The organism is Marinobacterium sp. MBR-109, assembly GCF_040547565.1.
Lineage (GTDB): Bacteria > Pseudomonadota > Gammaproteobacteria > Pseudomonadales > Balneatricaceae > Marinobacterium.
The window spans coordinates 187,565-211,025 of sequence record NZ_JBEPPZ010000003.1; the positions used below are offsets into that span (position 1 = coordinate 187,565).

The 23,461-nt window shown below is 58.8% G+C and carries 21 protein-coding genes; 20 read left to right on the forward strand and 1 reads right to left on the reverse strand.

Features of this window, described 5'->3' with window-relative positions; all coding sequences use genetic code 11:
* The first annotated feature begins 10 nt into the window (after positions 1-10).
* The 4 genes from ABIE60_RS05845 to ABIE60_RS05860 all read left to right on the forward strand — a co-directional run bounded on the left by ABIE60_RS05845 (position 11) and on the right by ABIE60_RS05860 (position 6,065).
* A complete protein-coding gene (locus tag ABIE60_RS05845) occupies positions 11-2,587 on the forward strand; it encodes an EAL domain-containing protein (RefSeq protein WP_354468487.1) in 2,577 nt (858 codons plus the stop codon).
* Positions 2,574-3,854, forward strand: coding sequence for a sensor domain-containing diguanylate cyclase (locus ABIE60_RS05850; RefSeq protein ID WP_354468489.1), 1,281 nt, complete (start codon positions 2,574-2,576; stop codon positions 3,852-3,854). Before ABIE60_RS05845 ends, ABIE60_RS05850 begins: the two co-directional genes overlap by 14 nt.
* A gap of 68 nt (positions 3,855-3,922) precedes the next feature.
* Positions 3,923-5,287 (forward strand): NfeD family protein, encoded by a 1,365-nt coding sequence (locus ABIE60_RS05855; RefSeq protein WP_354468491.1) that lies wholly within the window; start codon positions 3,923-3,925, stop codon positions 5,285-5,287.
* Positions 5,288-5,291: 4 nt separating this feature from the next.
* Positions 5,292-6,065: a slipin family protein gene (locus ABIE60_RS05860; RefSeq protein WP_354468644.1), complete on the forward strand. Its 774-nt coding sequence runs from the start codon at positions 5,292-5,294 to the stop codon at positions 6,063-6,065.
* A 23-nt stretch (positions 6,066-6,088) separates the two neighbouring features.
* Here the strand turns inward: ABIE60_RS05860 and ABIE60_RS05865 are convergent, their stop codons facing one another.
* Positions 6,089-6,682, reverse strand: a complete 594-nt coding sequence (locus ABIE60_RS05865) for a helix-turn-helix domain-containing protein (RefSeq protein WP_354411064.1) — start codon at positions 6,680-6,682, stop codon at positions 6,089-6,091.
* Positions 6,683-6,923: 241 nt separating this feature from the next.
* On the opposite strand from ABIE60_RS05865, the gene purU reads away from it, so the two are divergent.
* From purU to ABIE60_RS05945, 16 genes are all read left to right on the forward strand, one after another.
* Entirely contained in the window at positions 6,924-7,796 is an 873-nt protein-coding gene (gene purU / locus ABIE60_RS05870; protein WP_354468492.1) for a formyltetrahydrofolate deformylase, read from the forward strand.
* Between the two features lie 9 nt (positions 7,797-7,805).
* Entirely contained in the window at positions 7,806-9,047 is a 1,242-nt protein-coding gene (locus tag ABIE60_RS05875; RefSeq protein WP_354468494.1) for an FAD-dependent oxidoreductase, read from the forward strand.
* Positions 9,048-9,057: 10 nt separating this feature from the next.
* Positions 9,058-9,324 (forward strand): sarcosine oxidase subunit delta, encoded by a 267-nt coding sequence (locus tag ABIE60_RS05880; protein WP_354468495.1) that lies wholly within the window; start codon positions 9,058-9,060, stop codon positions 9,322-9,324.
* Complete coding sequence (locus ABIE60_RS05885; RefSeq protein WP_354468497.1) at positions 9,308-12,259, forward strand: 2Fe-2S iron-sulfur cluster-binding protein; 2,952 nt, start codon at positions 9,308-9,310, stop codon at positions 12,257-12,259. The genes ABIE60_RS05880 and ABIE60_RS05885 overlap by 17 nt, the downstream gene beginning before the upstream one ends.
* A complete protein-coding gene (locus ABIE60_RS05890) occupies positions 12,259-12,759 on the forward strand; it encodes a hypothetical protein (RefSeq protein WP_354468499.1) in 501 nt (166 codons plus the stop codon). Before ABIE60_RS05885 ends, ABIE60_RS05890 begins: the two co-directional genes overlap by 1 nt.
* Entirely contained in the window at positions 12,756-14,090 is a 1,335-nt protein-coding gene (gene glnT / locus ABIE60_RS05895) for a type III glutamate--ammonia ligase (protein WP_354468501.1), read from the forward strand. Before ABIE60_RS05890 ends, glnT begins: the two co-directional genes overlap by 4 nt.
* A 27-nt stretch (positions 14,091-14,117) precedes the next feature.
* On the forward strand, positions 14,118-15,017 hold the full coding sequence (locus tag ABIE60_RS05900) for a class II glutamine amidotransferase (protein WP_354468503.1): 900 nt from the start codon (positions 14,118-14,120) through the stop codon (positions 15,015-15,017).
* A gap of 24 nt (positions 15,018-15,041) precedes the next feature.
* Positions 15,042-15,725, forward strand: a complete 684-nt coding sequence (locus tag ABIE60_RS05905; RefSeq protein WP_354468505.1) for a GltB/FmdC/FwdC-like GXGXG domain-containing protein — start codon at positions 15,042-15,044, stop codon at positions 15,723-15,725.
* A gap of 154 nt (positions 15,726-15,879) precedes the next feature.
* Positions 15,880-17,208: an FMN-binding glutamate synthase family protein gene (locus ABIE60_RS05910; protein WP_354468507.1), complete on the forward strand. Its 1,329-nt coding sequence runs from the start codon at positions 15,880-15,882 to the stop codon at positions 17,206-17,208.
* A gap of 84 nt (positions 17,209-17,292) precedes the next feature.
* Positions 17,293-18,150, forward strand: coding sequence for a bifunctional methylenetetrahydrofolate dehydrogenase/methenyltetrahydrofolate cyclohydrolase FolD (folD, locus tag ABIE60_RS05915; RefSeq protein WP_354468508.1), 858 nt, complete (start codon positions 17,293-17,295; stop codon positions 18,148-18,150).
* A 335-nt stretch (positions 18,151-18,485) separates the two neighbouring features.
* A complete protein-coding gene (locus tag ABIE60_RS05920; RefSeq protein WP_354468510.1) occupies positions 18,486-19,835 on the forward strand; it encodes an ammonium transporter AmtB in 1,350 nt (449 codons plus the stop codon).
* A gap of 255 nt (positions 19,836-20,090) precedes the next feature.
* Positions 20,091-20,444 carry a cupin domain-containing protein gene (locus tag ABIE60_RS05925; RefSeq protein ID WP_354468511.1) on the forward strand — a complete coding sequence of 118 codons (354 nt, stop codon included), beginning with the start codon at positions 20,091-20,093 and terminating at the stop codon, positions 20,442-20,444.
* Positions 20,445-20,481: 37 nt separating this feature from the next.
* Positions 20,482-21,042, forward strand: a complete 561-nt coding sequence (locus tag ABIE60_RS05930) for a dimethylamine monooxygenase subunit DmmA family protein (protein ID WP_354468513.1) — start codon at positions 20,482-20,484, stop codon at positions 21,040-21,042.
* On the forward strand, positions 21,042-21,992 hold the full coding sequence (locus ABIE60_RS05935; protein ID WP_354468515.1) for a PDR/VanB family oxidoreductase: 951 nt from the start codon (positions 21,042-21,044) through the stop codon (positions 21,990-21,992). The genes ABIE60_RS05930 and ABIE60_RS05935 overlap by 1 nt, the downstream gene beginning before the upstream one ends.
* 10 nt (positions 21,993-22,002) lie before the next feature.
* Positions 22,003-23,022, forward strand: coding sequence for a heme-dependent oxidative N-demethylase family protein (locus tag ABIE60_RS05940; protein WP_354468517.1), 1,020 nt, complete (start codon positions 22,003-22,005; stop codon positions 23,020-23,022).
* A 13-nt stretch (positions 23,023-23,035) separates the two neighbouring features.
* On the forward strand, positions 23,036-23,362 hold the full coding sequence (locus tag ABIE60_RS05945; RefSeq protein ID WP_354468519.1) for a DMT family transporter: 327 nt from the start codon (positions 23,036-23,038) through the stop codon (positions 23,360-23,362).
* Positions 23,363-23,461: the final 99 nt, after the last annotated feature.

Below are 23,461 nucleotides of genomic sequence, written 5' to 3' on the forward strand. Positions count from 1 at the left end.
GGAAGATGCTGTGAGAAAGTCCTTGTCCATTCCGATGCTACGGTACGTGATGCTGTCGACAGTCATGCTGTCCAGCGCCTGTATGGCGACATCCGAGAAGACCGTACGGGTCGGCGTGTATGAAAACGAGCCGAAAATCATGCCCGCAGCGGATGGTCGGCCCAGTGGCCTGCTGGGGGATCTGCTACAGGTAATTGCTGAACATGAAGGCTGGCAACTGGAGCCGGTACAGTGTGAATGGCAGCGCTGCCTGAGCCTGCTGGCACAGGGCGATATTGACCTGATGCCGGATGTGGCCAGCAGCCCGGCGCGGCAGGCGCTGTACGATTTTCATCAGGTGCCGGCGTTGCACAGCTGGTCGCAGCTGTTCAGCCGGCCCGACAGCAATATCCATTCACCGCTGGACCTGGACCGAAAGCGGGTCGCAATTCTGGCCGATGGTGTCCAGCATGAATACCTGCAGCAGTTGATGGACGGGTTTGATATTCACCCCCGCATCATGCCGGTGAGCACCCTGCAGGAAACTTTACAGGAGTTGCAGCAGGGCTATGTGGACCTGGCGGTCAGCAACCATCTGTACGGCAACTATCACGCTGCTGAATATGGTGTGATCCCGACCTCTATCGTGTTTCAGCCCAGTCGGCTTTACTACGCGGCTCCACTCGGCAAAGGGTATGAGTTGCAGTCACGCATCGACTACTGGCTGCAGCGCTGGCGTGATGATGCAGACTCCCCCTACTACAGCTTGATGAAGCGCTGGGGCGGCGAAACCCCAGCGGCACTGGTGCCGCCTGCTCTGGTGTGGGGGTTGTCGGTTTCCGCCCTGCTGCTGTTGTTGGCGCTGGCATTTGTGTGGCTGCTGCAGCGACAGGTGCAGGCGCGTACTCGCGCCCTTGAGGCAAATGAAGCTCACTTGAGCGATATTCTGGCCAATATTCAGGCGTTCATATACCACAAGGATACGGACTACCGTTACCAGTATGTCAACGCTGCGCTGTGCAATTTCCTTGGCCGCAATGAGGAGCAGCTGACCGGTGCCAGCGATGCTGACTTCTTCGACCCTGAAACCGTACAGGATATCCGCCAGGCGGACCGACAGGTCATTGAGCAGGGCAAGCGTATGTTGGTTGAGGAGGTGATCACGCCGGTCGACTCAACCGAGCCCCGTGTGCTGATGACCGTCAAAATGCCGCTGTGGGATGCCAAGGGAAGGGTGCGCGGATTGTGTGGCGTATCCACCGATATTACCGAACAGCGCAAGCATCAGCAGCAGTTGCACCAGCTGTCTCATTTTGATCCGCTGACCGGACTGCCCAACCGGCGCCAGCTGCAGGAGCGTCTCAAGGTGGCGCTGCTGGCGGCAGAGCCAATCGGTCAGGAAGGGGCGATTCTGTTTATCGATCTGGACAATTTCCGTGATCTGAACGATGACCAGGGCCATGAGGTGGGTGACCAGCTGTTGCAGGCTGTGGCGGCGCGACTCAATCAGCTGCCACTGGAGCATTTCATGCAAGCCCGTTTTGGTGGTGATGAGTTTATCCTGCTGCTGGAAGGACTCAGCCCCTTCCGGGATCGGGCTCTTGTTCAGGTGGAACAGCATGTCAATACGGCACTTCAGGCACTGAGCGAACCCTTTGAGCTGGATGATGGCAACATCCATACCGGCACCGCGAGTATCGGTGTGGCCATGTTCTCTGATGCTCCCAGTGATATTCGAGAGTTGATCAAAAAAGCCGAGCTGGCGATGTATGCAGCCAAAAGTGCGGGGCGCAGCGGCTTCAGCTTTTTCGACCCCTCCATGCAGGCGCAGGTGCGGCTCAGAGCCGAGCTGGAAGCCGGCCTGCGCCGCGGGCTGGAGCAGGATGAATTCCGACTCTGGTATCAGCCTCAATTCAATCTGGATGGCAAGTTGATTGGTCTGGAAGCGCTGGTGCGCTGGCAGCATCCCGAGCAGGGCATGGTTTCGCCGGCCGACTTCATTCCGGTTGCTGAAACCAGCGGCTTGATCCTGCCGCTGGGGCGCTGGATTCTGCGGACCGCCTGCGAGCAGCTGGTCGCCTGGCAGCAACATCCTGTGCTGGCAAACGTCCGCATCGCCGTGAATATCAGCGCTCGCCAGATGCAGGATGATGGTTTTGTTGCCGAAGTATGCTCAGTACTGGACCAAACCGGTGCCGATGCGGGTGCCCTTGAGCTGGAGCTGACCGAGAGCCTGCTGGTGCAGAACATGGAGCAGACCATCGAGAAAATGCAGGCACTTCGTCAGCGCGGCGTTCATTTCGCCCTGGATGATTTTGGCACCGGCTACTCCTCCATGAGCTATCTCAAACGCCTGCCGCTGGACAAACTGAAGATCGATCAAAGCTTTGTGCGTGACCTGATGACCGACCCCAACGACGCCGCCATTATCCGTACCATTGTGGCGCTTGGCCAAAGCCTGGATCTGTCCGTTGTGGCAGAAGGGGTCGAAACGGATGAGCAGAAACAGGCCCTTGTGACTTCGGGTTGCCGAGGGTTTCAGGGCTACCTGTTCAGCCGGCCGGGCTCGGCACAGGAGCTGGAGCACAGTATACATGGACAGACGTAACCCGTTGCAGGATGCATTTTTCACCCGCCTGTTTCATGGCGTGAGTGATGCGATTTATGTGATTGACCCCGATAGCTCATCGATTCTTGCGGCCAATGAGGCGGGCTGTCGGGCCCTGGGCATGAGCGCAGAAGAGCTGATTGACCAAAGCGTACTGAGCCTGAACCAGGATGTCACCGGCCCCAACCAGTGGCGTGAAATATCAGCCGCCATCATCGCCGCGGGCAACTACACCTTCATGGGACGGCATGTGCGCAAGGATGGCACCGATTTTCCGGTGGAGGTGGTCACCGACTATCTGGAATATCAGGGACGCGGCTATCTGGTCTCGGTGGCACGCGATCTGAGCGAGCATCACCGACATCGTGAACACCTGACCGATGATGAGCTGATTCGTGCGCTGTTGCTGAATGAATCCAGCGACGGCCTGTGGGACTGGAACCTGCAGGACCATAGCCTCTTTCTGAGCCCGCAGTGGTTCCGCATGCTGGGGTATGGTCCGAATGAAATCAGCTCACCCACTCTTGATACCTGGCGCAACTCGGTACACCCGGATGATCTGGATCGGGTCATCGCGTTGCTGCAGGATCATCTGCAGGGCAATACATCGCGCTATGAAGCCAAATATCGTTTGCGCAGCCGTGACGGACACTACCTTTGGGTGCATGACCGAGGGATGGTGGCACAGCATGATCTGGACGGTCGTCCGCAACGGATGATAGGCCTTGTGCTGGATATCACCGAATCCGAACACTATGCCGCCGAGCTGCTGGAGCGGTCCCAGCGAGATGAGCTGACAGGGCTCTATAACCGGCGCACGGGGTATGAGCTGTTTGAACGTTTTCTGCGTGACTGCCGCCGCGACAATCAGCCCCTGCAAGTGGTGATGCTGGACATCGACCACTTCAAACCACTGAATGACAGCTATGGTCATCTGGAAGGGGATAGCGCCATCCGTCATGTGGCCGATGAGCTGCGCCGCTGCCTGCGTGCCGATGAGTGGCTGTTCCGCTGGGGAGGTGAAGAGTTTCTGCTGCTGTTCCCGGGGACGGATCGCCGTGCTGCGCAAGGCATGATGCAGCGCCTGCTTCAGCACTTCAACGCCACCCCCTTTGTCACCAGAGGGGGGGAATCACGGGCCCTGACCTTCAGCGCGGGCATCAGTGGTTACCCGGAAGATGGCAACAGTATCCGACAGCTGGTGGGGGCGGCCGACAGGGCCATGTATCGTGCCAAATCATCCGGAAGAAACCGAGTAGAAGGATAGGCCGAAAGCATTAAACCGGTGATCCCGCTGTTGTCTTCTATACTGAGAGCAGCAATCGGGAGAGCACCATGTTTCTGCTTCGATCGATCTTCTGTCTGCTGCTTCTGCTCGGGCTGCTGCCAGGGCCGGTGGCGGGTGCAGACACCACAGATGCCCGCACCGAAATCCGGGTGATGAGTCTCGACGGTGCGGTGGGACCCGCGACGGCGGACTATCTGGTACGCGGCCTTGAACAGGCGGCGCAAACGCCCACGGCAGCCGTAGTGCTGCGCATCAATACGCCTGGCGGGCTGGACCTGTCGATGCGGGAGATGATTGCGGCCGTTCTGGCCTCTCCCGTGCCGGTGCTCTGTCATGTCACCCCCGGCGGTGCCCGTGCGGCCAGTGCCGGTACCTATCTGCTTTACAGCTGCCATCTGGCCGCCATGTCCCCTGCCACCAATCTGGGTGCGGCAACACCGGTGTCAATCGGAGGGTTGCCCTCGACCGAACCGGACTCGTCTAAGCCTGCTGATGAGTCTGCCCCCGCGGATCAGATGCGGGGTGCCAGCGCCATGGAGCGCAAGGCTACCCATGATGCCGTGGCCTATATCCGCAGCCTCGCCGAGCTGCGCGGCCGCAACGCGGACTGGGCCGAACAGGCCGTACGCAAGGGTAGCAGCCTCAGTGCTTCCGAAGCACTGGAGCAGGGGGTGATCGACCTGATCGCCACCGATCTGGAAGACCTGCTGCGTCAGGCAGAGGGGCGGGAGGTCGTGGTGGACGGTCGCACGACGCAGCTGGAGCTGGCGGGTTTGCCGCGTGTCGAGCATTTGCCTGACTGGCGCAGCCAGTTTCTGGCGGTGATCACCAATCCCAATGTGGCCTACCTGTTGATGCTGATCGGCCTGTACGGACTGATATTCGAGTTTTCCAATCCCGGCATGGGCGTGCCCGGTGTACTGGGTGCGATCTGCCTGATGGTGGCACTGTACGCCTTCCAGATTCTGCCGGTCAGCTATGTGGGGCTTGGGCTGATGTTGCTGGGCATCGGGCTGATGGTGGCAGAAGCCTTTGCCCCCAGTTTTGGCATTCTCGGTATTGGTGGCGTAGTGGCGTTTGCGTTTGGCTCGATCATGCTGATGGATACCGAACTGCCTGCCTATCGGGTTGCGCTGCCGGTCGTTATCGGACTGTCGCTCAGTACGGGGTTGATGGTATTTGCCGTTCTGGGCATGGCGCTGAGGGCACGAAGCCAGCCGCGAGTGGCCGGGCTGGATGCGGCCCAGGGACAGTTTCTACGGGTAAGTCGCGTGCACCACGGTCAGCCGCTGGTGCTGTTTGAAGGTGAATACTGGCAGGTGTACTGCTCTGACACTCTGAATCCGGGAGATCGGGTAAGGGTCATAGGGCATGAAGGTATACACCTGAGTGTTGAAAAGGTGGAGGTGTAAGATGATGACGGGCTTTCCGTACTTCATCACCACGATCAGTGTGGTGGTGATACTGTTGCTGATGTCCATGTTTCGTGTGCTGCGCGAATATGAGCGCGGCGTAGTCTTCCTGCTGGGACGTTTCTATCGGGTAAAGGGGCCGGGCCTGATCATCCTTGTGCCGCTGATTCAGCAGATGGTGCGTATTGATCTGCGTACGCTGGTGATGGATGTACCGACCCAGGATGTCATTTCACGTGACAACGTGTCGGTGCAGGTCAACGCCGTCATCTATTTCCGCGTGGTCGATCCCGAGCGGGCCGTGATCCATGTGGAAAACTACCTTGAAGCCACCAGCCAACTGTCGCAGACCACGCTGCGCTCGGTACTGGGCCAGCACGAGCTGGATGAGATGCTGTCGGAGCGCGATCAGCTCAACAGCGATATTCAGGAGATTCTCGACAAGCAAACCGATGCCTGGGGGATCAAGGTGGCCAATGTGGAGATCAAGCATGTGGATCTGGATGAGAGCATGATCCGTGCGATTGCCCGTCAGGCGGAAGCGGAACGCTCACGCCGTGCCAAGGTGATCCATGCGCTGGGTGAGCAGGAAGCATCGGAACAGTTGCTGAAGGCGGCACAGACACTGTCGCAGCAGCCGCAGGCGATCCAGTTGCGCTATATGCAAACGCTCACCGAGATCGCGGGCCAGCACAGCCATACCATTGTGTTCCCCTTGCCGGTTGATCTGTTCAATAACCTGAATATCAAGCCGGCGCAGGGAAACGGCAAGGTATGACCCGATAAACGGCAGGTTCACCTTTACTGGTCATCATAATGAATGATCGACAACAGCTGGATCGGAACCTCCAGCAACTCTTCAGGCCCGTGGGGAATCTCCGCATCGAATGAGAGGGCATCCCCGGGCCCCATGTCATACAGGTGGTTGCCGTGCCGGTAGCGGATCTGTCCCTGCAGCAGGTAGATGAACTCTTGACCGGGGTGAGAAAAGGTCGGGAACACCTCGCTGGCATCATCCATGGTAATCAGAAACGGCTCGTAACTTTTCTTCTTGCCGCGGTGGTAGCTGAGCAGCTGGTAGGTATGGCCTTTCTCCGTCCCGCGGCGCACCACCTCCATCCCTTCACCTGCCTTGGTCAGCTGTGCCGTGCCCTCGGGGCGGTCATAGTCGGTAAACAGCTGTGAAATCGGCAGTCCAATGGCATCACACAATCGGCTCAGCGTATCCAGGCTGGTGGATACCTGCGCGTTTTCGATCTTGCTCACCATACCCTGACTAAGCCCTGCGATGCGGGCAACATCGGTGATCTTCAGGCTCTGCTCGGTACGTTTGCTTTTCACGCGCATGGCGATGTACTGCTCAAGCTTCAGTTTCGGATTATCGGCATCGCTCATGGGCGTCATGCTCCTTTCTTGTGCGTTCTGTTCACCAATGGTGCGTTTTTTTGGATGCAACCATGAGTGAGGCTTGAACAGCTTAATATTCCTGACAGTATATTTATTTTCACAAAATAAGCCAAAACAATGCCTTAGCCTTGCCATACCCAATTTTTTAGCCGGAAAAGCAAAGTTGGCAAAGAGATTGCTTTTACCTTAAGGAAATAAACTTTCCTTTAAAGAAATCTGGAACAAGGTCATGGCAATCGAAACCCAACATGCACGCAAATTCCGTCTGACCGTCTCCTGCCCTGATCGGGTCGGGATTGTAGCAGCCGTTACCCAGTTCTTCGCCTCTCACAATGGCTGGATCAGTGAAGCGCATCAGTTCGCCGATACCGAGAACTGCCAGTTCTTCATGCGTTATGAAGTGCTGGCCGACTCGCTCCCGTTTGAGCTGGAAGAGCTGAAAGCCAAATTCGCTCCGCTGGCCGAGGCATTCGGCATGCACTGGCAGATCACTGACTCGTCCCAGCGCAAGCGCGTGGTCCTGATGGTATCAAAGGAAGCGCATGCTCTGTCGGATCTGCTGTACCGCTGGCGCTCGGGCGAGATGAACATCGATATTCCCTGTGTCATCTCCAACCATGATGACCTGCGCTCCTACGTTGAGTGGCACGGTATTCCCTATGTACACGTCCCGGTCGACATGAGCAACAAGGAACCGCATTTCCGCGCCGTGCGTGAACAGATCGCGGCAGCGGAAGCCGATGCCATTGTGCTGGCCAAATACATGCAGATCATTCCCGAAGAGCTGTGTGAGCTGTATCCGGGTCGGATCATCAATATCCACCACAGCTTCCTGCCCTCCTTCATTGGTGCACGTCCATACCATCAGGCCGCCGAACGCGGCGTGAAGCAGATCGGTGCCACCTGTCACTACGTCACTTCGGAGCTTGATGCCGGACCGATCATTGAACAGGACGTGCATCGCGTAACCCACCACAACACCACCGCGGATATGGTCCGGCTGGGCAAGGACGTGGAGAAGGCGGTGCTGGCACGAGGCCTGCGCTACCACATCGAAGACCGTGTACTGGTACACGGCAATAAAACCGTTGTCTTTGCCTAGGAGAATATTATGCCCTGGCGCCTGCTTAAACATGGCCTCACGTCGTCTCACAATGAGCCCCGGTTCTTTCCGGAAACCCGGCCACTGAAATCACATTATGACGTGGTGATCATCGGTGGTGGTGGTCACGGCATGGCCTGTGCGTACTACCTCGCCAAGGAGCACGGCATCACGGATGTGGCGGTGCTGGAACAGGGGTACATCGGTGGCGGCAATACCGGCCGCAACACCACCATCGTACGTTCCAACTACCTCACGCCTGAAGGGGTGAAGTTTTACGACACCAGTCTGAAGCTGTTCGAAGACCTGTCTGACGACTTTGACCTCAACATCTTCTATTCCACTCGAGGTCACTTCACGCTGGCGCATACCGACAGTGCCCTGCGCACCATGCGCTGGCGTGCCGAGGTGAACAAGCATCACGGCATCGATTCCGAAGTGGTGGATCGCGATTTCATCGCCAAAGAAGTGCCCTACATGGACCTCGACTGTGCCGGCCACAACCCGGTGATGGGCGCGCTCTATCATGCGCCCGGTGCGGTTGCGCGTCATGATGCCGTTGCCTGGGGCTACGCCCGTGGCGCTTACAACCGCGGTGTGGAGATTCATCAGAAAACCCGTGTCACCGCCATTCGTACCCAGGGCGACAGGGTGACCGGTGTCGAGACCGATCGCGGTGTCATCAGCTGCAACAGGGTGGTGTCCATGGTGGCCGGTTCCACCCCGCGCATTACCTCCATGCTGGGGTTGCAGACCCCGATCGAGATCTACCCGCTGCAGGCCTGTGTGTCCGAACCGGTCAAGCCGTTCATGGACACCATCGTGGTCTCCGGCAGCCTGCATGTCTATGTCAGCCAGTCCTCGCGTGGCGAGATGGTGATGGGGGCTTCGGTTGATCCATCGGTGTTGCACTCCACCCGCTCCAGCTTTGATTTCGTTGAGGGGCTGACCGACAAGATGATCGACCTGTTCCCGTTCATGAGCCGCATGAAAGTGATGCGCCAGTGGGCCGGGATGAGTGACATCACCCCCGATTTCGCCCCGATCATGGGCAAGACCCCGATTGAAGGTTTTTACCTTGATGCCGGCTGGGGTACCTGGGGCTTCAAGGCCACACCCGTCAGCGGCAAAACCATGGCCTGGACGCTGGCCAATGACCGCAACCATGAACTGATTGAACCCTTCCGACTGTCCCGCTTTGCCGACTTCGATCTGGTCGGCGAGAAGGGTGCAGCATCGGTCGGGCACTGAGGAGAGGGCGATGAAAGTATTTGATTGTCCCGTAATAGGCCGTCGACCGATCAGCGAATTTGATTATCTCGGTGAGGTGCGCAAACCGCCGATGGACGCTGATGAAACCACCTGGGCCGAGTATGTATTCAACCGCAATGGTGCACCGGGCCTGCTGCGTGAGTGGTGGTATCACCGTCCGACCGGGCGCTGGTACGTGATGGAGCGCGATACCGTGAAAGACGAAGTGCTTCGATTTATCGATCTGGAGGAGGTGCGCTATGACATCCCGGCTTGATCAGCAACCGCTGGAGTGGATCGACCGCTCGGAATCCTGCGGTTTCGAATTTGAAGGTCGCCATTACACCGGCTACCGCGGTGACAGCATTACCTCGGCCCTGCTCGCGGCCGGCCAGACGCTGCTGGGACGCAGCTTCAAGTATCACCGTCCACGCGGTGCCGTCACGCTGGCCAACCATGACGTCAACGCGCTGTTCCAGAGCAGTGAAGAGCCCAACATCCGGGGTGATGTGACCGCGCTGGAAGCGGGCATGGTACTCAGCGCCTGCAACGTCAATGGCAGTCTCGAAAAAGACCGGGATCAGATCATCGAAAAGCTGTCCCGCTTTTTGCCCGTGGGTTTCTACTACAAGGCGTTCCACAAGCCGAAGAAGCTTTTCCCCATGTGGGAGCGGCTGATCCGCGAAAAGGCGGGTTTGGGACGTATCGATACCGGCTGGGGAGTACGCCGCAAGACCAAGACCTACGGTTTCTGCGACTTGCTGGTCATTGGCGCGGGTGCATCCGGCATGCAGGCGGCTCTGACCGCCGCCGAGCAGGGGCTGGATGTGGTGTTGGCTGACGAAAATCCGCAGATCGGCGGCAGCCTGGACTATCAGCTGGTCCATGATGCAGAAGCCGCCCCGGTACGTCAGCGACTCAAGCAGGCGGTGCAGGCGCATGCCAACATTCGCGTGCTGCCCGGTCATCTTGCCTGCGGCTGGTACACCGATCACTACGTGCCCCTGTCAGGTCCTGACGGCATCATCAAGATGCGTGCTCGTGCCGTCGTGAACGCGACCGGCGTCATGGAACAGCCGGCGGTTTTCCGCAATAACGACTTGCCGGGTGTGATGATGGCGTCAGGTGCTCAGCGACTGATCGCACGCTATGCCGTCAAACCCGGTCAGCGTGCGGTGGTACTGACGGCCAACAATGAGGGCTATCGCGCGGCGCTGGATCTGGTCAATGCTGGCATCACCGTATCGGCCGTGATCGACATGGGCAAGCTGGTCGACCGTGGTGCCTGGGCTGAGGAACTGAAAGCCCTGCAAGTACCGGTACTGGAACGCCACGCGGTTTACGAAGCGCAGGGCAAGGGACAGCTCAAGCGTGTCGTGGTGGCGCCTTTTGATGGCAAGGCCTGTGACGGTTCACATGCCCGTGAATTTGATGTGGACCTGCTGCTGATGAGTGTGGGCTGGGCCCCAGCGGCACAGTTGCTGTATCAGGCCGGCGGACGCCTGGCCTACGATTCGACCCTGGAGCAGCTCCTGCCACAGGAGCTGCCGAACGGGATCTTTGCCTGCGGCCGCCTGAATGGTGCGTTCACGCTGCAGCAGCGCCTGGCGGATGGTGAGCGTGCCGGTACAGAGGCCGCCGCCTTTCTGCAGGGCAAGGCGGTGCCGGCTGCACTGGCGGCCCACCGTGACAGCGAGGCGCACTCCCATCCCTGGCCGATTGTTGAACACCCCAAGGGCAAGAACTTTGTCGATTTCGATGAAGACCTGCAGCTGAAGGACCTGATCAACGCGGCGAAGGAAGGCTTCGACAACATCGAGCTGATGAAGCGCTTCTCCACCGTTGGCATGGGGCCGAGTCAGGGCAAGCACGCCAACATGAACGGCATTCGTGTGCTGGCCGCCGTGACCGGTCGCAGCATCGACCAGACCGGCTCGACCACGGCCCGTCCCATGTTCCACCCGGTGCCGGTACAGGCACTTGCCGGTCGTCGCTTCCGTCCGGAGCGCCTGACGGCGCTGCACCAGTGGCATTTGGACCATGGCGCTCAGATGATGGAAGCGGGTGTTTGGATGCGGCCTGAGTTCTATCTACCTACTTCAGAAGCTGGTGCTTCTGACGCCGCAGGCGCTGGCAACCCTTCAGTGCGTGAACAGGCCATTCTGCGCGAAGTGCAGGCCGTGCGCACGGCGCTGGGCCTGATCGACGTGTCCACTCTGGGCAAGATCGAGGTGATGGGGCCGGATGCCGGCAAGCTGCTGGATGGCACCTACACCATGCGCATGTCCAACATCAAACTGGGCATGACCCGTTATGCCCTGATGGTGGATGACAGCGGCGTCATCGTGGATGACGGCATTGTGGGACGCATCGCCGAGGATCGCTTCTACGTCACTGCCACCACCAGTCATGCCGATGCCACCTTCCGTACGTTGTCGCGCCATATCGTCGAATGGGGGCTGGATGTACGTCTGGTCAACCGCACCGGCACGCTAGCCGCGATGAACCTGGCCGGACCTCATGCGCGCACACTGCTGGCCCCGCTGACCGATATCGACCTGAGCGAAGAGAACTTTCCCTATTTGGGGCTGCAGGAGGGCACCCTCTGTGGTGTGCCGGTACGTCTGATTCGCGTCGGCTTTGTGGGTGAGCTGGGCTACGAGATTCATCTGCCGGTGGATGCCGCCGAGTCGCTGTGGAAGACCCTGATGGAGAAAGGTGCCGAGTATGGCATCCGCCCCTTCGGCGTCGAGGCGCAGCGTGTGCTGCGACTGGAAAAGGGTCACATCATTGTTGGTCAGGACACCGATGGCCTGACAAACCCGTTCGAGGCCAACATGCCCTGGGCGGTGCCGCTCAAGACCAAGCCCTGGTTTACCGGCAAGCCTTCGCTGGCGCTGTTGAAAGAACGCTGCAACCGACATCTGCGCGGCTTCATGCTGCCCAAGGGGTACAGCGGTGAGCGGCCGAAAGAGTGTCATCTTCTGATCGACAACGGCGACATCGCCGGTCGCATCACCAGTATCGCCTACAGCCCGGCACTGGGTCGGCATATCGGTCTGGCGATGGTGGATCTGCCGCTGGCCGCCAGCGACAAGCCTTTCCAGGTGCGGGTCGACAGTGGCGCGCTGGTATCCCTGGAGCCCTGTGCAACTCCCTTCTATGACGCCGAAGGTGCGCGTCAGACCGTTGATCTGACGGAGGTGGCCTGATGAACACACAACAACCGAACACGCTGCAGATCGGTGTGCGTGAACTGAGCAGCTTTCTGCTGACCGGACCTGACAGCAAGGCAACGCTGGCGGCGGCGGGCTTGCCGATACCGGAGGCGGTATTGAGTGCCGAAGAGCGCCCCGGTGCACTGGTGGCTCGAACCGGGCGTGACGAGTACATGGCGATGCTTGCGGACGCTCAGCCGGCCCCGCAGGGGGAGTGGTGCTTTCGCCGCTACGACTGCGTGTTCGAGCTGACCGGGGGCCGCTGGATCACGTTCATGGCACATCTGTGTCAGTACGATTTCCGCCAGCTTCAGCCCGGCAGCTGGTTGATGACCTCAGTGGCCGGTGTCAGTTGCTGGCTCTACCACGAAATTGAAAGCGGCAACCTGCTGATCGGTGCCGATCCGAGTTACCGACACTATCTCAGCGAAATATTCAGCGCGGTCCTTGATGACCTCAGCGCAACCCGAAAAACGACAGGAGGTGCATCATGATGCCCGCAGAGATCGAACGCATTATCAGCCAGAACAACATCAAGTACGTGCTGGCCCAGTTTGTTGATATTCACGGTGTGGCCAAGACCAAGTCGGTGCCGGCCAGCTGCCTCATGGACGTGGTCGAAAAAGGTGCCGGCTTTGCCGGGTTTGCCGTCTGGGGACTGGGGATGGAGCCACATGGCCCCGACTTCATGGCCCGCGGTGATCTGGAAACCTTCAGCATCGTGCCCTGGCAGCCGGGGTATGCCCGCATTGCCTGTGACGGTTATGTGAGCAATGCGCCTCACCCCTACTGCAGCCGTGTGGTGCTGAAACAGCAGCTGGCACGTCTGGCCGACAGGGGCTGGACGCTGAATACCGGTGTGGAGCCCGAGTTTTCGCTGTTCACCCGTGACGAAAAGGGTGCCCTCAATCCGGTTGATGCCAGTGACGTGCTGGACAAGCCCTGCTACGACTACAAGGGTTTGTCCCGCTCCCGCGAGTTTCTGGAAAAGCTGGTCGAGTCGCTGCAGCAGGTTGATTTCGATGTGTATCAGATCGACCACGAAGACGCCAATGGCCAGTTCGAGATCAACTACACCTACAGCGATGCGCTGACCTCTGCTGACCGCTTCACCTTCGTGCGCATGGCCGCCGGTGAGATCGCCAACGAGCTGGACATGGTTTGCTCCTTCATGCCCAAGCCTTCGTCCGAGCGCACCGGTAACGGCATGCACTTCCATCTGTCGATCACCGACAAGGATGGCCGCAACCTGTTCCATGATCCGGACGATATGAACGGCATGGGGCTGTCCAAAATGGCCTATCACTTTACGGCAGGTCTGCTGGCACATGCACCGGCACTCTGCGCCTTCGCGGCACCGACGGTGAACTCCTACAAGCGTCTGGTGGTGGGCGGCAACGCCTCCGGCGCCACCTGGGCACCGGCCTACATCTGCTATGGCGACAACAACCGCTCCGCCATGGTGCGTATTCCCTATGGCCGCCTTGAGTTCCGTCTGCCGGACTCCGGCTGCAACCCCTATCTGGTTACCGCGGCGATCATCGCCGCAGGCATGGATGGCATCGAGCGCGAACTGGACCCGGGTGCGCCGATGAACCTTAACCTGTACAGCCTGACGCTTGATCAGATCAAGGAGAAAGGCGTCGAGATCCTGCCACAGAACCTGAACGAGGCGCTGGACGCGCTGGAAGCGGACACCGTTTTCACCGACGCGCTGGGACAGGAGATCGTGTCCGAGTTCCTCAAGGTGAAACGGACCGAGTGGGTTGAATACAGCCGTCATGTATCAGACTGGGAAGTCAGTCATTACGCCGAATTTTTCTGATCCGGATTTGTTACGAGGAATGTGATTATGTGTGGAATTGTCGGGCTTTATCTGAAAAATCCTGAGCTGGAAAGCCGGATAGGCGAACTGTTCAAGCCTATGCTGATCGCGATGACCGATCGCGGTCCCGACAGCGCAGGCTTTGCCATCTACGGTGATGAAGTGGGCGAAGGCTGGGTCAAGCTGACGCTGCGCCACCCGGAGGCGGACTATGACTGGGAAGCGCTGGCGACCCGCCTGAAAACCGAACTGCAGCTGGAGCTGAGCTGGTTCCAGAATGCCAGCGTTGCGGTGTTCAAGGTACGTGCCGAAGAGGCCACTCTGCGAGAGTGGCTGTCCGAAGAGGCACCGGATGTGTTGATCCTGAGCGTTGGCCAGTCGATCGAAATTCTGAAGGAAGTGGGCCTGCCGGAGAAAATCGCCGAGACCTTCAATCTGGAAGGCATGAAGGGCAGCCATATCATCGGCCATACCCGTATGGCGACCGAGTCGGCTGTCACCATGGAAGGCAGTCACCCGTTTTCCACCGGCATGGATCTGTGTCTGGTGCATAACGGCTCCCTGTCCAACCACAACCGCCTGCGTGAAAACCTCAAGCGTGAAGGGATCACATTTGAAACCCAGAACGACTCTGAAGTTGCCGCCGGGTATCTGACCTGGCGCCTGCAGCAGGGTGACAGCCTGAAAGAGGCGCTGGAGCATGCGCTGGAAGATCTGGACGGCTTCTTCACCTTTACCATCGGCACCCGCAACGGCTTTGCGGTCATGCGTGATCCCATCGCCTGCAAGCCCGCCGTGCTGGCCGAAACCGATGACTACGTGGCGATGGCCTCCGAGTATCAGGCACTGACCACTCTGCCGGGGATTGAAAACGCAAAGGTCTGGGAGCCGGAGCCGGCCACTTTCTATGTCTGGGAACGCAGCTAAGCGCCTGTTTGAGGAGTATTGAAGATGAAAACAATCGATCTGGCTGAATCCAGCATCCGTGAACTGAATCAGGCGCTGCATGACCAGGCACCGGAGTGCCTTGAGCGTGAATTTGAAGTACTCAACCCGAAAGGGCAGCACAACATCGCCTGCGGCATCGATCAGAACCTGTCGGTGGATATCCATGGCCATGCCGGTTACTTCTGTGCCGGTATGAACAAAAAGGCCCATGTGGTGATTCATGGCAATGCCGGCCAGGGGGTGGCCGAGAACATGATGTCCGGCACCGTCCGCGTGAAAGGCGATGCCTCTCAGGCGGCGGGTGCGACCGCGCAGGGCGGGTTGCTGGTGATCGAGGGCAACGCCGGTGCACGTTGCGGCATCTCCATGAAAGGGGTCGATATCGTCGTCAAGGGTGATGTTGGCCACATGAGCTGCTTCATGGGGCAGTCGGGTGCTCTGGTCGTGTGCGGTAATGCCGGAGAGGCGCTCGGAGACTCACTCTATGAGGTCCACATTTTTGTGAAGGGCGAGGTCAAGTCACTCGGGGCCGATTGCGTCGAGAAAGAGATGCGACCGGAGCACCTGGAGGAGCTGACCGATCTGCTGAACCGTGCCGGAGTGGACGAAGACCCGGCCAGCTTCAAGCGCTACGGGTCTGCCCGTCAGCTGTATAACTTCAAGGTGGACAACGCTTCTGCGTACTAATCAAAAGCTACCTGCGTTGGCAGTGCGGCGTTAAAAATCGGCTCAAATCGGTCATTTATAGAGTATAAACTCCTTCATTTCGCCGATTTTTGCCTTGCTCTGCCTGCCTCGCCAACGCTTTTCGGACTGTAGTCTGAATCAAGAGGAATCGATTATGAGCAACGATATCAACGTCAATCCGGGCCTGCGTGAGTCCGCGACCTTTGACCGTACCACCATGGCCGAGATCCGTCGCGCGGCGGACACCGGCATCTATGACATCCGTGGCTTCGGTGCCAAGCGCAAGCTGCCGCACTTTGATGACCTGCTGTTCCTCGGAGCGTCGATGTCACGCTACCCGCTGGAGGGGTACCGCGAGAAGTGCAACACTCAGGTAACGCTGGGCACCCGCTTCGCCAAGAAGCCGATCGTGATCGAAACCCCGGTTACCATCGCCGGCATGAGCTTCGGTGCCCTGTCGGCCAACGCCAAGGAAGCGCTGGGGCGCGGTGCCTCCATCGTGGGCACTTCAACCACCACCGGCGATGGCGGCATGACCCCGGAAGAGCGTGGCCAGTCCAGCAAACTGGTATATCAGTACCTGCCGTCCCGCTACGGCATGAACCCGGACGACCTGCGCAAGGCCGATGCCATTGAAGTGGTGCTGGGTCAGGGTGCCAAACCCGGTGGCGGCGGCATGCTGCTGGGGCAGAAGATCACCGACCGCGTTGCCCAGATGCGCAATCTGCCCAAGGGTATCGATCAGCGTTCGGCCTGCCGTCACCCGGACTGGACCGGCCCGGATGATCTGGCGATCAAGATTCAGGAGCTGCGTGAAATCACCGACTGGCAGGTGCCGATCTACATCAAGGTTGGCGCGACTCGTACCTACTATGACGTCAAGCTGGCGGTGAAAGCCGGTGCCGATGTGATCGTGGTCGACGGCATGCAGGGCGGTACGGCCGCCACGCAGGATGTGTTCATCGAACATGTTGGCATCCCGACCCTGGCGGCGATTCCTCAGGCGGTACAGGCACTGCAGGAGATGGGCATGCACCGCAAGGTGCAGCTGATTGTCTCCGGTGGTATCCGTAACGGGGCCGATGTGGCCAAGTGCATGGCGCTGGGTGCCGACGCCGTTGCCATCGGCACGGCCGCACTGGTGGCACTGGGCTGTAACGACCCGAAATGGAGTGACGACTACCAGAAGATCGGCTCCGCTGCTGGCTTCTATGATGATTACCAGGAGGGCAAGGACCCGGCGGGCATCTCCACACAGGACCCGGATTTGATGCAGCGTCTGGATCCGGTTGAGGGTGGGCGTCGTCTGGCCAACTACCTGCGCGTGCTCACACTGGAAGCGCAGACTCTGGCGCGAGCCTGTGGCAAGAATGACCTGCGCAACCTGGAGCCGGAAGATCTGGTAGCCTTGACCGTTGAGTCTGCCGCCATGGCGCGGGTACCGCTGGCCGGTACCAGCTGGATCCCCGGCCAGGGATTCTGAGGCGTCAGTCAATAATGAAGCTCTGCAACTGAATGCACGGTTGCAGAGCACCCCTCCCGATAATCCCCAACTCAGGAGAGACTCTTGGAAACTCAGTTGATCGATGGCAAGGCCGTAGCGGCAGGGCTGCGGATGGAGATCGCGGGCAAGGTTGCCGCCCGTGTATCCGCTGGCAAGTCACGCCCGGGGCTGGCAGTGGTCCTGATCGGACAGGACCCGGCATCTCAGGTGTATGTGCGCAGCAAGGTCAAGGCCTGCGAAGAGGTCGGCTTTGTGTCACGCAATTACAGCCTGCCGATGGACACGCCTCAGGAACAGCTGCTCGAACTGATCGATACCCTGAACGCGGATGATCAGATTCACGGCATTCTGGTGCAGTTGCCGCTGCCGGATCAGATCGAGGTTCAGGCGGTGATCGAACGCATCCACCCCAGCAAGGATGTGGATGGCTTTCACCCCTACAACCTGGGGCGGCTGGCGGGAAAGGCACCGACCCTGCGTCCCTGTACTCCATACGGCTGCATGCGTCTGCTGGCGGCCTACGGCATCGACCCGATGGGCAAGAAGGCCGTGGTTGTCGGCGCGTCCAACATCGTCGGTCGCCCGGTGGCACTGGAGCTGCTGATGGCACGGGCAACCGTGACCGTCTGTCACTCCAAAACCCAAGATCTGCCGGCGGAGCTGGCCAATGCCGATATTGTGATCGCCGGGGTGGGTATCCCCGAATTCATCAAGGGTGAGTGGATAAAGCCCGGTGCCGTGGTGATCGATGTGGGTATCAACCGGCTGGACGATGGTCGGCTGGTGGGCGATGTCGAATTCGACACGGCACGCGAAAGGGCATCGGCCATCACACCGGTACCCGGTGGCGTGGGGCCGATGACCATTGCCTGCCTGCTGCAGAACACGCTGGAAGCCTGTGAGGCGATGGAAAAGCGCTGATTGACTGAACAGAGACCTGCCCGAAAGCCGTGCATCAATAACCGTTGATGTGCGGTTTTCCTGTTTTATACCCCTCTGATTTTACATACCTGCCCTGGTTTGAAAACGCTTTTGCACTGCAATGGCACGTCTGTATGACAGGCTGCTCGATTTTGGTTCTCACTATTCTGTCTGCATACCGCGCATGAGTGTTTTTTTATTTTAAATCAACAAGATAAAAACATGGCCCGGCATTTGCTTATTCATATCAGGAAATTAAATATCCTTTTGGTAAAGGCTGGTATGCCCTTGAGGGTGTAACCGGATACCGAACAAAAGACGTTAGGAGAGTGCTAATGGAAAGTATGGTGCTGGAACTGGGCTATGCCCTCGACACCTTCTATTTCTTGATGTGTACCGCACTGGTGATGTGGATGGCGGCCGGTTTCGCCATGCTCGAAGCCGGTCTGGTGCGTGCCAAGAATACGGTGGAAATTCTCAACAAGAACGCGTTGCTGTATGGCGTGGCCTGTATTGTTTATCTCGCGGTGGGTTACAACGTCATGTACCCCGCCAACCCGATCAGCTCGGTGATTCCGGGCATCGACTTCCTGCTCGGGGCTGACAACACCACTGAGTCCGTGATTGCCGGTGGTGATGATGCGCCTTACTACTCAGGTATGGCCGACTTCATCTTCCAGGCTGTCTTCGCGGCCGCGACCATGTCGATTGTGTCCGGTGCGGTTGCCGAGCGTATGAAACTGTGGCCGTTCCTGATTTTTGCGGTGTTCATGGTTGCCGTGATCTATCCGGTTGAAGGTTACTGGAAGTGGGGCGGTGGTTTCCTTGATCAGCTGGGCTTCCAGGACTTTGCCGGCTCGGTTGTGGTGCACATGGCGGGTGCCGCCGCAGCGCTGGCGGCCGTCATTCTGGTAGGGCCGCGCAAGGGCAAGTATGGCAAGAACGGTGAAGTGCGTGCGATTCCGGGTGCCAACCTGCCGATGGCGACACTGGGCATGTTCATCCTGTGGATGGGCTGGTTCGGTTTCAACGGCGGCTCCGAGCTGAAGATCGCCAATGTGGAAGAAGCCAACGCCGTGGCCAAGATCTTCGTTAACACCAACGCGGCAGCTGCTGCCGGTATGGTTGTAGCGGCTCTCTTTGCACGCTTCCTGTTCGGCAAGACCGACCTGACCATGACCATCAACGGTGCACTGGCCGGTTTGGTTGCCATTACCGCCGAGCCGCTCCAGCCTTCTGCAGGTCTGGCCAGCTTGATCGGTGCTGTTGGTGGTCTGGTGGTTGTGGGCTCAGTACTGGCGCTGGACAAGCTCAAGCTGGATGACCCCGTAGGTGCGATCTCGGTGCATGGCTCGGCCGGTATCTGGGGCATCTTTGCCGTGATGTTGAGCAACGAGGATGCAACCTTCATGGGGCAGCTGATCGGTACTGTTGCCACGTTCGCCTGGATGTTCTGCGCCAGCATGGTGGTTCTGCTGGTGATCAAAGCAATCATGGGGCTGCGGGTCAGCGAGGAAGAAGAGATGGAAGGCATGGACGTGCATGAATGCGGCATGCAGGCCTATCCGGAATTTGGACCGGGTCACTCATCCATGGGCCTGAGCAGTGGTCCTGGCAAGGCAGGCATGGAGCCGCAGGACCAGGGTATGGCGACCTTCAAGGAAGGAACGGCCACCGGCCGGTAACAAACTCCTCCAGAGTCAAAGGCCCTTCGGGGCCTTTTTTTTGCGCTCGAAAAGTCCTGCAGTCTGCTCCGCTTTGGCTCAGGGCTGTGCAATCTGCCCTGATAGAGGGCTGTTTGAAGCCCGGGCAAGCCAGTGTTTTTGGTTAACGTGTTGTTTATAAATGACTTTCAAGATTTGGCAAGAGAATTGCTATTCCTAATAGGAAACAAATTATACCACTAATAAATTTTGGGTAACCCCAAAGGAGTAGATCCCATGCCAATGAAGTTTGTTGAACAGGCCATCAAGCTGGAACTGCCAAGCATGAACAAACCGGGCAGCAACGCCTTTCTGGATGACGTTATTGCGTCCACCGACCCGGAAAAAACCATTGTGGCGGGCTTCTTCCGCATGGAGAAGTCTGACACTCCTCTCGAATATCACTACCACTACGATGAAATGAAAATCATCGTGCAGGGTGAAATGCTGATTTCGGATGAAACCGGCCAGCAGGTCCACGCCAAGGTGGGTGATGTGCTCTATTTCGAGAAAGGCAGCACCATCACCTTCCAGTCGCCCAACGTCGGAATCGGCTTTTTCTGTGGTCAGCGTCTAGAAGGCGATGCCTGAATAGCCAGAGTTTGAATGGATACCCGGAGGAATAGCGATGCAGATCGATCCATCCATCAAAAGTCGCCCCAAGTATCAGCCGCCGGTTCTGGTGGACTCGGCGCCGCTGCAGGTATTTATCTGTGAGCCTTCTGCTCTCGATCAGTTGATGCCGCTATACGCACAGTGCTCGCCCGAGCAGGCGAGGCTGCTGCTGATCGGTGCCGCTGACGAGGCTGTCAGTGATATTGATCCCTGTACGGTCGAGGCGATGCCCGAGCGGGTGCAGCAGTTGTTGGCTGAAGTGCCCGTTACCACACGTCTGTATGTGGGTGGCAGCGAAATGTTCCTCTGGGATATCCGAAATCAGGCACTGAAAGCCGGGCTGGTGGATGAGCAGATCCAGCTGGCCCCGCCGGTGCACAGGGCGCGCCGTCTGTTCTGTACCCATTGCTACACCGTCACGGAAGGGGTTGAAACCAGCCCCTGTACCTGTGATGGCTGTGGTCGCCTGCTGCTGGTGCGTGATCACTTCTCACGCGTACACGGTGCGTATGTGGGGGTGCAGATCAACGCCGAAGACCCTGACGAGCAACCCGAACAGGAGGTACTGCAATAATGAGTCTGGATAGCCTGTCGGTCCGTGTCAGCGCCATTGAAGTCGTTGCGCCGCTGATTCGAGAATTTACGCTTGAAGCGGTGGACGGTGCGCTGCCGGCCTTTTCACCGGGCAGTCATGTTCAGGTGGTGATGCCGGGGGATGGCCGCGAAATCCGCAATGCCTATTCTCTCTGCAGTGATCCACGCGACAGCGCCCGCTACCGAATTGCGGTGCGTTTGCAGGAGCACTCCCGTGGTGGCTCCGAGTTCATGCACAGTCGGGTCAGGGTGGGCGATCTGCTCAGGATAACGCCCCCTGCCAACCTGTTCAGCCCGTTCAGCCTGGCTCGTCGTCACCTGTTGATTGCCGGTGGTGTCGGCATCACTCCTTTCATGTCCTATATCACCGAGCTGGAGCGTCAGGGCGCCGAGTACGAGTTGCACTATCTCTACCGCAGCAGCCAGACCGGTGCCTACCGTGACGAATTACAGCAACGGCTGGGGTCGCGCTTCAAGGGATATGACTCGGACAGCGGCGTGCGCTGTGACCTCAGCGCATTGCTAAGCGGGCGTGAGCCGGGAACTCATGTCTATACCTGTGGCCCGGAATCGCTGATTGAAGGTGTGTGCAGTACCGCGAAGGCGCTGGGCTGGCCCGAAAGCCTGATCCATTACGAGGCCTTTGCCGCGCCGCAGCCCGGCGAGCCATTTCAGGCCCGTCTGTCTAAAAGCGGCAAGGAGGTTGATGTCAGGCCGGACGAAAGCCTGCTTGAAGCGCTGGAGCGCGAGGGGGTCACAGTCCCCAACCTCTGTCGTGGCGGTGTGTGTGGCCAGTGTGTCACGCGTGTCATTGATGGCACGGTCGAGCACCGTGACGCGTACCTGTCGACCGATGAAAGGGCGGGGGGCGCCTGCATCATGCCCTGTGTATCCCGCGCTGCCGGCAAACATCTGACTTTGGATCTATAGGAGCGACATCATGCGCATGTCACCCAAACCCGTACAGACCTTCCGCGATGACTTCACCTACAGCAACAGCCCCGGTGCCGTTGCACGTTTTCCGTTCCCGTTTCCGGAAGATGAATACCGCTATTCGGTCAATATCGAACCGCATGTGACACCGGGCCCGGAAGGATCGGTGTTTGAGTATCTGCTGGATATTGATGAGCACTACCTGTCAGAAATGGCTGAGCGTGCCATCGTGCTGGAAGAGAATCCCAAACGCTGTCTGGCCATGCCACATATGGATCTCGCGTGCTGGGATATGATCGAGCGATGCATGACATCGCTGGCGGCGGACTACCCCGAACATTTCAGTCTGCAGGTCGATGGCGATCAGTGGACCTGGGAAAACCGTCTGCTCAATATCCACGATACCTTCACCTTTGGTGACAGCAGCACCTTGCCGCTGCCGCCGATGGAGTACATGGGGCGACAGGTGCAGGGTGACTTTGCGCTCATGGACCAGCGTGATGGCGACCTGTTCCTGGATGCAGGTATCGTGACCTGCCCGGCCGACTGGTCACTCGCCTTTGATGCCGGCATGAGCTTTTCCGAGTGGCACGGCCCGGTGCCGCTGGCCCACGAAATGGGGGTGTTCGAGCGCGCCCTGAAATACCTGACGGCCATTCCAGTCGGGCGCCCTGTGCGTCGCCTGAACTGGACGTTGACCGTCAACGCACGCATGGATACTTCGCCGGAAACCTATCCGAACTGGGGCACCGACCGAGCCAGCGTGACCGCCGATAACGTGGGCGAGAAGGTGCACCTGCGGGTGGAGCTGCAGGTGCTGGATCGCATGCCGCGCAGCAATGCGCTGATGTTCAGCATTCGTACCTATTTGATCAGCTTTGACGACCTGGTGACCAACCCGGACTGGGCGCGGCGCATGCATCGGGTACTCAAGACCCTGCCGCCGGAGCTGATCGAGTACAAGGGGCTGGGGCGCTACCACGATCTGGCCGTCGAGTGGCTGTCGCGCTTTGACCCGGCCAACTGAAACGGAGTAATGCATGGGCTGGATCTATCTGCTGATCGCCGGTGTGCTGGAATGCCTCTGGGCGATCGGCCTCAAATACAGTGACGGTTTCACACGGCTGTGGCCCTCGCTGATCACGGCTGCATTGATTGTGGTCAGCCTGGGGCTTTTGTCACTGGCGATGCGCACCATTCCTGTGGGAACGGCCTATGCGGTCTGGTCAGGGATCGGCGCGTCGGCACTGGCGGTTGTCGGTATCCTGTTTATGCAGGAACCGGGCGGCCTGATCCGGATGGGCTGTATCGGCATGATCATCGCCGGCGTAGTGGGGCTCAAGCTGTTTGGCGAAGGGGCGGTCTGACCGTACGTTTTTCAATTAATGCGAAAAGCCTCGTGCTTTTAGGACGGGGAGGATGTCAATCATAGTGGCTCCAAAGTCTGAGGACTTTCACTACTTTCT